Consider the following 14,207-nt stretch of genomic DNA (forward strand, 5'->3'; position numbering starts at 1 on the left):
AATGAATCTAACCAAATCTTCTTTAGTGACATGGTTTATCTGTTTTAGCCCAATGGCGGTAAGCCATCAGTTGTATCCTGATGTCGATACTCCACGGCTTAACGAAGCGCAGCTTGCAGAGAGCCAACTGCCATTTTCTCTGATTAGCGATGATGAGTTTGTTTTTCGACCTCATCAACGTCCTTTCAATATTGAAGATTTTATTGGTACCCATCAGCCACATTGGCTTGAGCTTGTCGAGTCAGTTAGCCATTGGGCTGGGGCAACGGGGGTTGATCCTCGAGTGTTATTGACCACTTTAGCGTTATTAGAACAAGAGAGTGCTTTGGATCAAAGCTTGGACGATAGACAGCGGCAGATCAAAGATATTGCGAATCAACTGTCTCAGCGTTTTTATCACTATCAAGAAAGTTCATCGGCTCTTCACTACAATGCTGCGACATTAGCGGTCATGCAGCAATTGAATCGGGTGGATGATTGGGCGTTATGGAAATCGCAATATGAGCTTTGGTTTGGTGCTTTCAGCGAACCACAAAACACACCAGCTCCTATGCGTATGGGAAACCTCATTGCTTCGCCTAGTGAGGGGTTTATGCAGTGGCCATGGCGCAAAGGGTATCAGTGGATACCTAACGGTACGCATGCGCACAGTGGCTCAGGTTTTCCGCTTTCTTCAATCGACGTTTCTTACGATTGGCCAGCTTGGGGCGCGCCAACTTACAGTGTAACGGCCGCGCATGATGGCTACGTGTCGGTGATGTCTCGGTGCCAACTGCGCGTGACGCATCCAAACGGTTGGGCGACGAACTATTACCATATGGACGGAATCCAAGTCGCGAATAATCAGTGGGTGACGAAAGACAGTAAGTTGGGTGTTTATGCTAATCAGCGTTCCATTGCTTTGTGTGAAGGTGGATCGTCCACCGGCCCTCACTTGCACTTCTCATTGCTTTATCAAGGGCGTTTTCAATCTTTACAAGGTGTGAGTTTTGGGCCATATAAGGTTCAGACTGGGCGATATAGTTACGATAATCATTGCCAATATACATGGCTGTATGACCAACGTAAGCAGCAGAAAGTCTGCTTATGGCAACCTATTTATAATTAAGGTTTACGCTGAAATGTTGTGATGGAAAATGTTGGTGCAAGGTTCTCTCTTACACCAACATTCATTTTGTGCTCAACCGATTTGTTGTGTCGTGAGCCGATCACTGACTTATCGTTCTTTAACGACGAAACGAACGGTTACGTGCGGAACGCTCTTTATGGGCAGAAGCCGCTTTAGCCTGTGAGTTTAAAATGGAATCAACCGTCAGCTCCATTGGCTCTTTAGGTTTGAGGCCATGTGGGAAAGTGCGCGCGCGCGGTGGCAGATCATATTCTTCAGCTGAAGCGCGTGGCATACGTTTAAAGCGATATAGGTAGAAGTTTTCTACTTTCTCTCTCGCCCAATCGGTTTTATTGAGATATTTCACGCTGCTGGCAACCGATGGGTTGGTATGGAAGCAGTTAAAACGCATTGCCGTATCGAGAATATCCCAACCGTAAAAATCCACTAGTTCTTGCAGTAATGTTTCTAACTTAAGACCGTGTAATGGGTTATTTCTTTGTAATTCAATTCTTTCTTCTTCAGTCATCATAACGAGTTCCTAAGTAGTTCACTAACCGAGGCCAGCAGGGGTGTATGGTTTTCGTTGGTTTTTTATTCAAACAACGTGGCATCACGAATGATCATCTCTTAACACGCTAGTTGAAGGGGCCGCATTCTAACAGAATTCAGTGACCCTCCCTAAGATTATCGTGCGGAAGATCAGCGTTGTTTGATTGGTCAGATTTTTCTGCGTTCAATAAAAGGACATAGCGCTTAAAGAGTTTGGATTGCCGTCTTTACACAGATTTACTTGTTACTTCATCTACTTTACGTTGTGCTTGTTACTCTTAGATAACCTTTCTATTTAAGTGGTTATTGTGATGAGCAGAGTAAGCAAAACGGTATTGATTGTGATAGTGGTTGTCTCGGTATTATGGATGCAAGCCGAGCCAACGCTTTTGGTGTCTGAAAACCTCTTCAAGTGGCGATCGGCTTTTATCCAGTGGTCAGGCATTTTGGCCATTGTGGCGATGTCATTGGCTATGGTGCTGGCGCTTCGTTTGCCCCTTGTTGAACAGTGGACACAAGGAATCGATAAAGGTTATCGAATACACAAATGGCTGGGCATTTCGGCCACGTTGCTTGGTTTATTTCACTGGCTTTGTTACCAGATACCGAAATGGATGATCGCACTTGAGCTCCTGACTAAACCTAATCGGCTCAATGGCTCTGGCCCACAGGGGAACTTGTCGGGTTTTGCGCTTTGGGTAAAAGAGATGCGCCCGATGGGGTTAGCCATTGGCGAATGGGGGTTCTACTCATTATTGCTGCTGGTGGGTGTATCACTGTGGCTAACCATTAAATACAAACCGTTTCGCTTATCGCACCGTTTGATGGCGGTGGTGTACCTTTTGCTAGCTGGGCATTCGGTATTATTGTTGAAAAAGGCGTATTGGGGCTGGCCGATTTATTGGTTAGTGTTGATGTTTATTGCGCTTGGCTCCGCGGCAGCAGTCTACAGTTTGCTTGGATTTGTGGGCCGAAATGCACGTTATTCAGCGAAGATTAGCGCATGCCACTACTGCGCAGCGAGCCAAACGTTAGATTTAAGAATTAAGATGGAGAAACCTTGGCCCGGACACAAAGCAGGGCAGTTTGCCTATTTGAGTTTTGTTGGCGAAGAGCCGCATCCGTTTACTATTGCTTCGTACAATGAGGCTAATGAGCTGCGATTTTTGATCAAAGAGCTCGGCGATTTTACCACAGGCCTTTATAAGAGAATTACCGTGGGTGAGCCGATTGAGGTCGAAGGTCCATATGGACGATTTGAGTTTTATAGTGATAGGCCGCAAGTCTGGATTGGTGGCGGTGTCGGCATCGCTCCATTTATGGCTGGGTTAGATTATTTACACACGGTAAAAGCGCATCCGGCTACTTATCTGTTTTTCTGCTGCCACCATGCAGAGCAACAAGCCCTGTGTGATGAGCTTAAGCAGAAAGCATTGCGTGCAGGTGTCTCCCTCACAGTGATTGATTCAAGCATTGCGCCGCATTTGTCTGCCGAGACTATTGCTCGCCAGTGTGGTGATTTAAGTGGTTTTGAGTTTTTCTTTTGTGGCCCTGTTGCGTTTTCACGGACTTTAAAACAGGCGTTGAAGCCTTACCATGTAGACGTTGAAACTCAGTTCCATGAAGAGTTGTTTATGATGCGTTGAGTATTTGTTGTGAAATGACCAAGCCCCATGTTTTCTAAGAATTACAGCACGAATGACAGCATGAACAACAGATAGTGACCTTGCGAAAAAGAATAGATAAATCAAGTCACTTACTTGAATAAAATTCATATTGCAGTTCAATGTTATTCACTATGATCTTGCTCACAGTATGCTTCAATGGCACTGACCAATAAAGCATTATGGATACGATATTATGAGCAAATTAACCCTTCTTGATGGTGGCATGGGGCGTGAATTAAAAAGAATTGGCGCTCCTTTTTCTCAGCCACTTTGGAGCGCGCAAGCGCTGATTGAATCTCCACAACATGTTCGTTTAGCTCACCAAGGATTTATTGATAGCGGTGCCGACATCATCACGGTGAATAGCTATGCGTGTGTCCCTTTTCACTTGGGCGAGTCACTATATCAAACCGATGGTGCAAGGTTAGCGAACTTAGCCGCGCAGATTGCTGCGGAAGTAGCACAACAGTCAGAACGTCCGATTTTAGTGGCGGGTTCTATGCCACCGGCTATGGGAAGCTATCGGCCTGATCTCTTTCAAGCCGAAGTCGCGCGAGCGATTTCACTCACTTTGTATAAAGCACAAGATCCTTATGTGGACGTCTGGTTAGCGGAGACGATTGCCAGTTTAGAAGAGTTGAGCATGATCCAATCGGTGTTTGCCTCATCAACCAAGCCTTGCTATTACGCACTGACTCTGAAAGATGACTCTAATATCGCACAATTGCGTTCTGGGCAGTCAGTGTCTGAAGCCACAGAACAAATCTATTCTGCGGGTGGGGCGGGTATTTTCTTTAACTGCTCAATACCCGAGGTGATGGCTGATGCCATTCAACAGGCGAAAATGGTGTTGGAAGGCCGAGCGCAAAAGATTGAAATCGGCGTTTATGCAAACAGTTTTACGCCGATTAAATCGGATCACGCTGCTAACGAAACCGTACAAGCCATGCGTGAGTTTAGTGCAGAAGATTATCTCGCATTTGCCAAGCAGTGGTATGCCCTCGGTGCAACCGTGATCGGCGGATGTTGTGGCATCACCCCTCGCCATATTCAAGCACTTTATGAATGGAGGCGCAGTTTTGAAAAATCTTAATTATGGATTGGCTTTTCCTGCGATTGCGTTAGTGCTTGTTTTGTTAACGGTATCTGCGCTTTATCCAGCCACCTCTCAAGCGATGGCGGCGCAAGCTATGGGCTGGGTGAGCCACTGGTTTGGCTGGTTAGTACAGATGGCAAGTTTGGCGTTAGTGGTTTTTTTACTGTGGCTGGCGTGTTCGAAATACGGCCGCATTCGTTTAGGTGAAGAAAAAACCGAATACAGTAATTTTTCTTACGGCGGGGGGATTTTTTACCCCGGCGGGGGTCCCTCATTTTCTGGGGGGGTAGGTGAACCGATGTATTCTTACAATCACCGCCGTTATTTGCTGAGCCTAATAGTTATCCTGCTGCGGCATGGGCCGTTACTTACTCTATTTTTCATTGGGGCATTACAGGCTGGGCGATTTACTGCTTTCCAGCGATTCCGTTTGCTTATGCATTTTATGTACAAAAAAAACGCACGTTAAAAGTTTCCAGTTTGTGTTCTTCGGTAGTGGGTGACCATCCTTTGGTGGCAAAAAGTATCGATCTATTGTCGATTTTTGGTACGTTGGCCGCGTTTGCTAGCTCGCTAGCCTTAACTGTGACCTTGGTTAGCGCCGGTGTGGCAGAGCTGTTACAGATTGAGAATAGCCTTGGCTTACAAGGCACAATTATTGTGCTTTTTGTGGCTGCGTTAGTGGTTGTGATGGGGGTTGGTTTTAATCAAGGCATCAACATGATTTCTAACTGGACAGTCAGCATGGCAGTGTTGTTTGCCCTGTTTGTATTATTGGCGACTCAACCTTCTTTCATTCTTAATAGTTTCACTGACTCGCTGGGCGTGATGTTGGATAATTTCTTTAGAATGTCATTGTGGACAGACCCTGTTCAGCAAAGTGGTTTTGCACAAGGTTGGACTCAGTACTATTGGTTTTGGTATTACGCGTACTTGATTATGATGGGCCTATTCATCACGCGAATTTCTCGTGGACGAACGATTCGTGAAGTGGTTTTGTACACCATCTTGATGGGCGCTTTGGGCTGCGCATTTTTTATCTCCATTTTTGGTGGCTATGCGGTGTGGGCTCAAATGCTGGGCGGTTTACCCGTTCAGGGCTGGATGGCAGAAGGTGGCTTAACCTACGCAGTGGTTTCATTGATAAAAACCTTGCCTGGGGGAAATGGGGTGCTTGGGCTATTTCTGCTCATTCAGTTTTTATTGATGCTGACCACTATGTCCAGTGCGAGTGTTGCGACGGCGATGCTCACCACCAATGAATTGGCTTTGAATGGTGATCCCGATAATCGAGTAAAATTGCTTTGGGCCTGTGCGATTGGGCTGATCAGTTTAAGTGTATTTTTGGCTGGGGGAGGGATTGAAACCATTAAGTCGCTTTGTGTGGTCGCAGGCCTTCCTATGATGTTCATTTACGCCATCATGCTCAAAACCTTTTTACATACTTTAGGCATTTTGCCCAGTCAGCATAAGCGGGAATCTGATCAAGAGCCCGTGTTAATGAAAGTCACTTAAAGCAAGCCTTAACCTTATAGCGTTTAGCAAAACAAGCCAGCACGATGAAGATGCTGGCTTGTTGTATTGAAAGAAGACCAATGACTCTCTTTGAGGTTTAAATATTATTGAGAACCATGAAATGGGTCGAAAGTGGGGTGAAGTCGATCATCACATAGCTCTCTTGTTCGTTGACGAAGAGCGTCAGCGTTTGTTGATTTAGCGGATCGAATAAAGTGTGCTCACCACAGGTTAACTGCCAATAAGTGGTCAATGCTTTAGGTAAATGCAGTTTTACGGTTTTGCCACTTGTGGCACTGAAGTTCGCTGCGATGATCAGCTTTTGTGACGGGTTAGAGCGAGCAAAGGCAAATAAGTAATCTTGTTGGTCGGAGAAGTGTTCAACATTGGCGGCGTACAGATCATGATATTCACCGGTCAGTGCGGGGCTCTGTTTGACTAAATTCAGTAATGTTGAGTAGAAATGGCGCAGCTGCTTCTCGCTCTCGTTTAATTGGCCACCATCAAATGCGCCGTTATTCATCCATTTTTGGTGTTGTGGAACACCGATATAGTCAAAAATAGAGGTGCGAGAAGGCTGGCCAAAGCCGGCATGTTCCGCTCCCGGTTCGCCCACTTCTTGCCCAAAATAAAGCAAGGTTGGTGAGCTGGATAAACAGGCTGAAATCAACATGGCTGGGCGTGCTTTATGTGCTTCCCCTGCAAATTCAGGCGAGGCAATTCTCTGCTCGTCATGGTTTTCCAAGAAATGCAGCATGTGATGCTCAATGTCGCGCAGTTGATATTCAATACGACCAATCTCTTTGGTAGAGCCGTGTCCTTGCATGATGGCTTTGAGACTATCGTAAAGGTCGACTTTGTCGTACAGATAGTCCATTTTCCCGAGCTGGATATAATCGCGGTATAAATCTGGCTGATACACCTCTGCCATTAAAAAAGCATCGGGGGTGTGTAGCTTAATTGCCGAGTTGAGATAGCTCCAAAATTCAATCGGTACCATTTCGGCCATATCATAACGAAAGCCATCCACGCCTTTATCGAGCCAATAAAGAGCGATATCCCTAAATTTACGCCATGAATCCGGGATACTTTTGTCTTGCCAGAAAACGGCGTGTTCAAGGTGAGATAGGAAACGGTATTGCTGCGGAAGCTCGGCAAAATCTTTTCCTCCATCAGGTTTGATGCCGTAGTTTATTTTGACGGTTTCATACCAATCATCGATGTTCGGCTTGGCTAAACGAGATCCATTGCCTGTCCATTTTGCGGGGTGTTCGTAAAACGGGGTGGCTAAATCTGGGTGGCATTCACCGCCCAACGGTAGCAATGAGGTGGGAATATCTGGCAGTTTAAAGGAGGTGTCGGGTAGGTAATAGAAGTTATTGTCCCTGGCGTATTGCACACTGGTATCATCATTTTCACCAAAATCATTGACTCCGACAGGGTTATTGAGCCCTTGATATTGGCGCGCCACGTGGTTAGGGACAATGTCGATGATGACTTTCATGCCCGCTTGGTGTGTACGCTTAATCAAGGCTTCAAATTCGTGATTACGCTGAGCTGGGTCGTCGGCTAAATCAGGGTTTATCGAATAGTAGTCTTTAATGGCGTAAGGCGAGCCCGCTCTACCTTTGACAACACTTGGGTGATCATTCTCTATTCCCCATGCACGGTAATCACCCACCAGTGCGTGATGTAAAACACCGGTATACCAAATATGAGTGATCCCAAGTTGATGAATTGCATTGAGTGCATCGTCAGTGAAGTCACTTAATTTACCGACGCCATTTTGTTCTTTCGTTGCCCAAGGTGTGTTGCAACAGTTTGTATTACCGAATAAGCGCGTGAAAACTTGATAGATAGTGTATTTGTTGTAAGCCATAACGTGTCAACCTAAGCGATGATGGGATGCGAGAAATAGGAGATGAGTTGCAGGCTAATAGAAGTTGATGAAGACAGAATCATCCTTGAGTAGTGATTTTGGGGCGTAGAGAGAAAGAAGGCGTAAAAGTGTGATGCGGGAATGGTTTAGTCAACAAAATCCCACCGGGCGGTGGGATTTGTAAAGAAACATTATGCTTATGAGCGTTTTTCTTGTTTAGGGCGAGGGCTACGACGCGGTGCACTTGAGTGCTCGTTATCACGCTTTTTCAAGTGGTAATTTAAAATGGAAATAGGCACGTCTTTTTTCGGTGTGAAACCTTCAATTTCTTTACGCACAAGCAAATGTCCTAAGCGGCTTTCAATCATGCACAAGTTTTTAAAATCATCGCGTGATACGAGAGAAATTGCTTCACCGGTTGCACCAGCACGACCGGTTCGTCCAATACGGTGAATGTAGTTCTCCGCAGGATAAGGCAAGTCGTAATTCACCACTCTTTCTAAGTTGTCAATATCAATACCGCGCGCGGCAACGCCCGTTGCAATCAAAAATTGCAGTTTACCTGCTTTGAAATCGGCTAATAATTTTTCACGAACTTCTTGGCTACGGCCACTGTGAAACGCCTCTGCCGCAATGCCACGCTTTTCCAGTTGGCTCGCCAGCTTTGCCGCACCGTGTTTGGTTTCGATGAAAATCATCGCCTGTTGCCATTGGTTTTCAGTAATCAAATGGCTCAGTAGTGCAGATTTTTGATCTTTATCGACAGTGATAATCCACTGCTCGATTTGATTTGGTGTGCGGTTGTAACCAGCGACATCAATTTCAATCGGATCATTAATGGCTGATTTGGCCAACTCGCGCACTGGGCGAGAAAGGGTCGCCGAAAACAGCAAGTTCTGACGGTTTAGTGGCAGGCGATCAACAATTTTATTGATGTCTTCAATGAAACCCATGTCGAGCATGCGGTCAGCTTCATCCATCACCAACACTTCAAGCTCATCAAAATGAACGGCGCGTTGGCCATACATATCAAGCAAGCGCCCCGGCGTGGCGATCAAAATATCCACCCCTTCAATCAAGCGTTGTTTTTGTTTTTGCGAATCGACACCGCCGTACATCGCAAGGCAGGTTAAGGGCAGATACTTGGCGTATTGAGTGACGTTCTCTTCCACTTGCAGAGCCAATTCGCGAGTGGGCGCTAAAATTAATGCGCGAACACGTTTGGCGCGCTGAGTTGTTCCTTGACTAAGCATCTGCAAAATGGGCAGTACAAAGCTAGCGGTTTTACCCGTGCCGGTTTGCGCTGCCGCAATGACATTTTTACCCGTCAAAATGGCAGGGATTGCCTGTTCTTGAATCGGTGTTGGGGCAGAATAGCCGAGTTCGTGAACGGCTTTTAAGATTGGATCGCTCAATCCTAGATTGGAAAATGGCATGCGGGCTCTCAGAGTTAAAAAGTCAAAACAGTTAGCAAGCGATGGCTTTCTCATCGTAAGGCGCTACGCCCTAATACTTTGAGTGCAACTCATCGCAAATTCGACGCATTCTAGCATGAACTCTTCAAATGCGGTGAGATACCTCAGTGTCAGCGATTGTCTCCTTATTCAGAATAGTGCCTCGTTGCCGAGTCGCTATTCTGAGATACCAATAAGATTGTTATCAATGAGTGCAGGGAGTTGGATTGGCATCACAGAGCTTTTAGAACAAGTGGGATCTATTTTCGATATATTAACCTTACTTATTTGTCAGGGAATAGATTCATGGAATATCAGCAGCTACCGATTCAGTATACTGTGGTGAGTGCGTTAAAATTAGTCCAAAAAAATTGGCTGACTCTCATGCTGCAATCTTCACCTTTTTTGGTGGTGAATCTCTATTTCACGATTGGTGTTGTTGACTTTGATGATCCACAACAGTTGTTTACATTAACGAATGTCATTGTTTATGTGCTTTATACGGTAACGGCGGCGATGGCGACAGTGCGCTTGCATCGTTTGGTTCTGCTGGGTGAAAAATCTTGCCGTTTGAGCACGATTTTTTATTTAAGTTCGCGTGAATTGTGCTTTATTGGATGGTGGGCTGCTTTAGGCGCTATGCTGTTTGCCATTCTAATCATACCCATGTTTATCATTGGCTCGCTGGCAAATATAGTGACTATGCCAATGTGGTTAATCCAGCTTTGTACCTATGCCGCAATGCTGCCTATTGGCTGGTTTATCTCCCGCTGGTCATTAGTTTTGCCAGCAACAGCACTAGATCATCAACCTAGAGGTTTGAGTGTCGCGTGGCAAATGTCAAGGCCCCACGCCAAAGCACTATTTGTGCTGATAGGTGTGATCCCCATGCTTATCAACGCACTACTACAGCCCTTGTTTAATCTGCATTTTCTGCCATTGACATTATTATTGTCACTCGTCTGGTTAGTGGTTTGTGCGGTTGAGATTTGTGTGTTGTCGCTCAGCTTTCAGTGGATTGTGCAGCGAGAAGCGATTACTCAGAACCAAGAGTTACGCATTCCTGAATTTACCGCTTAAACAAGCCCTGTATTCACACAGGGCTTGATGAGGATTGAACGGTACTACTACTCACAAGGTGGTGATAGGTGGATTAACGCTAAGCCGCCTAACGAGGTTTCACGATATTTCCGATTCATATCTTTCCCCGTCTGGTACATGGTCTCAATCACTTTATCTAGAGAAATTAAGCATTTGCTGGTCCGTTTTAGGGCCATGCGTGAAGCGTTAATCGCTTTCACGGCTCCCATTGCATTGCGTTCGATGCAAGGGACTTGAACTAAGCCACCCATTGGGTCGCATGTCATACCCAATGAATGCTCCATGGCAATTTCAGCCGCCATGCAAATTTGTTCGTTGCTGCCACCTCTTAGCGCGGTCAACCCTGCCGCCGCCATTGAGGAAGAGACTCCAATCTCCCCTTGACAGCCTACTTCGGCCCCCGAAATAGAAGCATTGGTTTTGTACAAAATACCAATAGCGCCAGCCACGGCGAGGAAATCTTTCAACTGCTTAGTGTCAAGCTCTCGGATAAAGCGGTGGTAATACATTAATACGGCGGGTATCACTCCTGCCGCGCCATTGGTTGGCGAGGTGACCACTTGCCCTCCCGCTGCATTTTCTTCACTGACCGCGAAAGCAAACAGGTTAATCCAGTCCATGATCTCCATTGGGTCACTTTCAATCGCCGCGTTAGCTTCCAGCTTTTTGAGCAGTGCTGGCGCGCGGCGCGTGACATGCAATCCACCTTCGAGAATGCCTTCCGTTTCAAAGCCGCGCTGCATGCAGAGCGACATCACTTTCCAAATTTGATCGGCTTTGTGGTTAATCGTTTCAAGATCATGAAACGCTATTTCATTGCGCAAAACGAGACTGCCTAAACTTAAGCCATGTTTTTCGGCTTTAAAGAGTAATTCATCAGCAGAAGTAAAAGGAAATTCGACCTCCACGGGTGCATTTGCACTACCGTGTTCCAACTCTTTGGCGGTAGCAACAAAGCCGCCTCCCACCGAGTAGTAAGTTTCAAAGGCTAACGTTTCTCCTTGCGCTCCAAAAGCGGTAATCGTCATACCATTTTCATGTAAGGGAAGATTAGTATTTTGGAAGAGGAGGTCAGTTTTTAGCTGGAATGGAATGAGCTTTTTTCCCGCTAAATTAAGCTCACCGTGTTCAATAGCATGCGCTAGCGCTTGATTGGCGCTGGTGATTTTGATGGTGTCAGGCTTATTGCCCAGCAAACCTAATATCACGGCGCGATCAGTGTGGTGGCCACGTCCTGTAAGTGATAATGAACCGTAAAGGTCAATCTGCACTCTTGCCACTTGCGTTAAATCAGCAATGATTTGGCTAAATTGATAGCCTGCAATCATTGGCCCATTGGTGTGTGAGCTAGAAGGGCCCACACCAATTTTAAAAATATCAAAAATGGATAACATCGACTTCACCTTGAATGTGACCTGTAATAGGTGACAACTTTGCCTAATAATACCCTAGTCTAGAGCTCAAGTATTTGCTAACGTGCAAAAGTCTAACCAAAAACCATATTATGAGGACTTCGCATGTCGATTTGGGATCAAGTAACACTGCACACTCGCTATGGTGAATTACCCTCGGCTTTTTATTCTCAAGTGAACCCAACGCCTTTAGACAATGTGCGTTGGGTTGCTTGGAATGCCTCACTGGCTGGCGATTTGTCTTTACCAGTACAACCTAATGATGAGCTACTGCACAGCCTGTCTGGCCAAGTTATTCCCGCGCAATTTAAGCCATTAGCGATGAAATACGCGGGCCATCAATTTGGTATTTATAACCCTGATTTAGGTGATGGCCGTGGCTTACTGTTGGCCGAAATCGAGAGTAAAACGGGTGAAGTGTATGATCTGCATTTGAAGGGTGCAGGGCTTACGCCTTATTCGCGTATGGGGGATGGCCGCGCCGTACTGCGCTCCACTATTCGCGAATACTTGTGTAGTGAGGCGATGGTGGGTCTTGGGATTGCGACCACAAGAGCATTAGCGATGATGAGCAGTGACACGCCTGTTTATCGAGAAAAACAAGAGCGAGGTGCGCTGCTGGTACGTGTAGCGCAGAGCCATATTCGCTTTGGTCATTTTGAACATTTTTTCTATACCAACCAATTAGCAGAGCAAAAGCAACTGGCTGATAAAGTGATTGAGTGGCATTACCCTGATTGCCTTACACAAGAAAAACCTTATGCGGCCATGTTTAGTCACATTGTTGAGCGTACTGCTAAGATGATTGCCGATTGGCAAGCGGTTGGATTTGCCCATGGTGTGATGAATACCGACAACATGTCTATCCTCGGTCAAACCTTTGACTACGGTCCTTTTGCTTTTCTCGATGATTATGAACCGACTTATATTGGCAATCACTCTGATTATCAAGGCCGCTACGCGTTTGATCAGCAGCCGCGCGTAGCGTTGTGGAACCTGTCCGCTTTAGCACATGCATTGTCACCGTTAGTTGAAAGAAGCGATCTGGAAGCGGATCTCGCTCAGTTTGAAGCGCAGCTCGGCCGTTATTTTAGCCAGCAAATGCGTCGTAAATTGGGGGTGTTGGCCTCTCTGTCCGGTGATTCTGTGTTGTTTGAGCAAATGTTTGAGTTATTAACCAAAAATCACACCGACTACACTCGCTTTTTCCGGCAACTATCCAACTTGGATCGAGAAGGGGAGCAACCTGTATTGGATCTCTTCATTGACCGCGCTGCCGCTCAGTCTTGGCTTGAACAGTATCTGGCTCGTTGTGAGCGAGAAATCGACAGTTCGGGGAACGCGATTTCGATTGAGCAGCGCTGCGCAGAGATGAGAAAAGTGAATCCGAAATATATTTTGCGTAATTATTTGGCTCAACAAGCGATCGATAAAGCAGAACAAGGTGATTACCAACAAGTGCACCAATTAGCACAATTGTTAGCCAACCCTTATGCTGAGCAGCCGGAAAAGAGTCATTTTGCCCAGCTTCCTCCTGAATGGGGGAAAAAAATGGAAATCAGTTGTTCCTCATAAGTAACGCATTTTGTGATCTCTATCTAGACAGAATTCAAACTTTACATAAATATCAATAATCAAAAAAATGACCTATAGCTACACTAGGCCGATCAGTTGAAAATATGGATAGTGGACATGCAGGCAAGAACGCGCATTCTAGTCGTGGATGATGACGAAGAGATTCGGCAATTATTAGATGAGTACTTGACGAAGTCTGGTTTTGATATCGTCACCACCGCGGATGGCATCGAGCTATTAGCCTATTTGGAACGTAACAGTTATCCCGATCTTATTTTGTTGGATGTGATGATGCCCGGAGACGATGGTTTTACTTTATGCCAAAAAATCCGTCGTCATTCGAACGTTCCTATCATTATGTTGACCGCGGTTTCTGATGAAACTGACCAAATCATTGGTTTAGAAATTGGCGCGGATGATTATGTGGCGAAACCTTTTAACCCGCGTCAGTTAATGGCGCGCATCAAGGCTTTGCTGCGCCGGGTACAAGTCAATGATGAAAAAACAACCGATGCGTTGCCCAAACAAATTACGTTTGGTGATTGGCAACTCGATACCTTGTCACACCGAATTACACATCTAGAGCGTGCCGATGAGCATGACTTGTCGGGCAGTGATTTTGCACTACTGATGCTGTTTTTAACCCGGCCTAAGGAAGTGCTTGATCGCGATACCATCTCATTTGCTACTCGTGGACGTGAAGCGCTCCCTTTTGAGCGAGGTATCGACGTGCAACTTAGCCGTTTACGTCAGCGATTGGGTGATAGTGCAAAATACCCTCACTACATTAAAACTATGCGTGGCAACGGCTATATTCTGGCCGTTCCGGTCAGTTACGGCCATTAAAA

Annotated in this window: 10 protein-coding genes and 1 pseudogene; 7 read left to right on the forward strand and 4 right to left on the reverse strand. The window is 45.9% G+C overall.

Translation table 11 applies throughout. The features are described from left to right. Position 1 precedes the first annotated feature (1 nt). On the forward strand, positions 2–1,108 hold the full coding sequence (locus AACQ21_RS09325; RefSeq protein ID WP_105977368.1) for a M23 family metallopeptidase: 1,107 nt from the start codon (positions 2–4) through the stop codon (positions 1,106–1,108). Positions 1,109–1,226: 118 nt separating this feature from the next. Here AACQ21_RS09325 and AACQ21_RS09330 read toward each other — a convergent pair whose 3' ends face one another. After that, positions 1,227–1,640, reverse strand: a complete 414-nt coding sequence (locus AACQ21_RS09330) for a VF530 family protein (protein WP_013857204.1) — start codon at positions 1,638–1,640, stop codon at positions 1,227–1,229. Between the two features lie 331 nt (positions 1,641–1,971). Here AACQ21_RS09330 and AACQ21_RS09335 point away from each other — a divergent pair, with 331 nt between their 5' ends. The 3 genes and pseudogenes from AACQ21_RS09335 (at position 1,972) to AACQ21_RS09345 (ending at position 5,938) form a co-directional block, all read left to right on the forward strand. Continuing rightward, positions 1,972–3,306: a ferredoxin reductase family protein gene (locus AACQ21_RS09335; RefSeq protein ID WP_026027654.1), complete on the forward strand. Its 1,335-nt coding sequence runs from the start codon at positions 1,972–1,974 to the stop codon at positions 3,304–3,306. A gap of 214 nt (positions 3,307–3,520) precedes the next feature. Next, on the forward strand, positions 3,521–4,420 hold the full coding sequence (locus tag AACQ21_RS09340) for a homocysteine S-methyltransferase family protein (protein WP_105977369.1): 900 nt from the start codon (positions 3,521–3,523) through the stop codon (positions 4,418–4,420). After that, positions 4,407–5,938, forward strand: a pseudogene (locus tag AACQ21_RS09345) (BCCT family transporter). Before AACQ21_RS09340 ends, AACQ21_RS09345 begins: the two are co-directional and overlap by 14 nt. A gap of 97 nt (positions 5,939–6,035) precedes the next feature. Here AACQ21_RS09345 and AACQ21_RS09350 read toward each other — a convergent pair. Both AACQ21_RS09350 and AACQ21_RS09355 read right to left on the reverse strand, forming a co-directional pair. After that, positions 6,036–7,817, reverse strand: a complete 1,782-nt coding sequence (locus AACQ21_RS09350; protein ID WP_105977370.1) for an alpha-amylase family protein — start codon at positions 7,815–7,817, stop codon at positions 6,036–6,038. A 197-nt stretch (positions 7,818–8,014) separates the two neighbouring features. Continuing rightward, positions 8,015–9,253, reverse strand: a complete 1,239-nt coding sequence (locus AACQ21_RS09355; RefSeq protein WP_026028635.1) for a DEAD/DEAH box helicase — start codon at positions 9,251–9,253, stop codon at positions 8,015–8,017. Between the two features lie 324 nt (positions 9,254–9,577). Between AACQ21_RS09355 and AACQ21_RS09360 the strand changes: the two genes are divergently transcribed. Beyond that, positions 9,578–10,351 carry a hypothetical protein gene (locus AACQ21_RS09360; protein ID WP_105977371.1) on the forward strand — a complete coding sequence of 258 codons (774 nt, stop codon included), beginning with the start codon at positions 9,578–9,580 and terminating at the stop codon, positions 10,349–10,351. Positions 10,352–10,398: 47 nt separating this feature from the next. On the opposite strand, the gene AACQ21_RS09365 is transcribed toward AACQ21_RS09360, so the two are convergent. Beyond that, positions 10,399–11,766 carry an L-serine ammonia-lyase gene (locus AACQ21_RS09365; RefSeq protein ID WP_029189727.1) on the reverse strand — a complete coding sequence of 456 codons (1,368 nt, stop codon included), beginning with the start codon at positions 11,764–11,766 and terminating at the stop codon, positions 10,399–10,401. A gap of 123 nt (positions 11,767–11,889) precedes the next feature. Here AACQ21_RS09365 and AACQ21_RS09370 point away from each other — a divergent pair, with 123 nt between their 5' ends. Together AACQ21_RS09370 and AACQ21_RS09375 are read left to right on the forward strand one after the other, a co-directional pair. Continuing rightward, positions 11,890–13,359: a protein adenylyltransferase SelO gene (locus tag AACQ21_RS09370; protein ID WP_105977372.1), complete on the forward strand. Its 1,470-nt coding sequence runs from the start codon at positions 11,890–11,892 to the stop codon at positions 13,357–13,359. 117 nt (positions 13,360–13,476) lie between these two features. Then, positions 13,477–14,205 (forward strand): response regulator, encoded by a 729-nt coding sequence (locus tag AACQ21_RS09375; protein WP_026028047.1) that lies wholly within the window; start codon positions 13,477–13,479, stop codon positions 14,203–14,205. The last annotated feature ends 2 nt before the right edge of the window (positions 14,206–14,207 follow it).

Origin of the sequence: Vibrio sp. V01_P9A10T6 (genome assembly GCF_963877065.1) — a bacterium.
GTDB classification, from domain to species: domain Bacteria; phylum Pseudomonadota; class Gammaproteobacteria; order Enterobacterales; family Vibrionaceae; genus Vibrio; species Vibrio anguillarum.

Bases quoted from the DNA above. Each gene is read 5' to 3' on its own strand.
- AACQ21_RS09325 (WP_105977368.1), top strand. From the start codon at position 2: ATGAATCTAACCAAATCTTCTTTAGTGACATGGTTTATCTGTTTTAGC.
- AACQ21_RS09330 (WP_013857204.1), bottom strand. From the start codon at position 1,640: ATGATGACTGAAGAAGAAAGAATTGAATTACAAAGAAATAACCCATTA.
- AACQ21_RS09335 (WP_026027654.1), top strand. From the start codon at position 1,972: ATGAGCAGAGTAAGCAAAACGGTATTGATTGTGATAGTGGTTGTCTCG.
- AACQ21_RS09340 (WP_105977369.1), top strand. From the start codon at position 3,521: ATGAGCAAATTAACCCTTCTTGATGGTGGCATGGGGCGTGAATTAAAA.
- AACQ21_RS09350 (WP_105977370.1), bottom strand. From the start codon at position 7,817: ATGGCTTACAACAAATACACTATCTATCAAGTTTTCACGCGCTTATTC.
- AACQ21_RS09355 (WP_026028635.1), bottom strand. From the start codon at position 9,253: ATGCCATTTTCCAATCTAGGATTGAGCGATCCAATCTTAAAAGCCGTT.
- AACQ21_RS09360 (WP_105977371.1), top strand. From the start codon at position 9,578: ATGGAATATCAGCAGCTACCGATTCAGTATACTGTGGTGAGTGCGTTA.
- AACQ21_RS09365 (WP_029189727.1), bottom strand. From the start codon at position 11,766: ATGTTATCCATTTTTGATATTTTTAAAATTGGTGTGGGCCCTTCTAGC.
- AACQ21_RS09370 (WP_105977372.1), top strand. From the start codon at position 11,890: ATGTCGATTTGGGATCAAGTAACACTGCACACTCGCTATGGTGAATTA.
- AACQ21_RS09375 (WP_026028047.1), top strand. From the start codon at position 13,477: ATGCAGGCAAGAACGCGCATTCTAGTCGTGGATGATGACGAAGAGATT.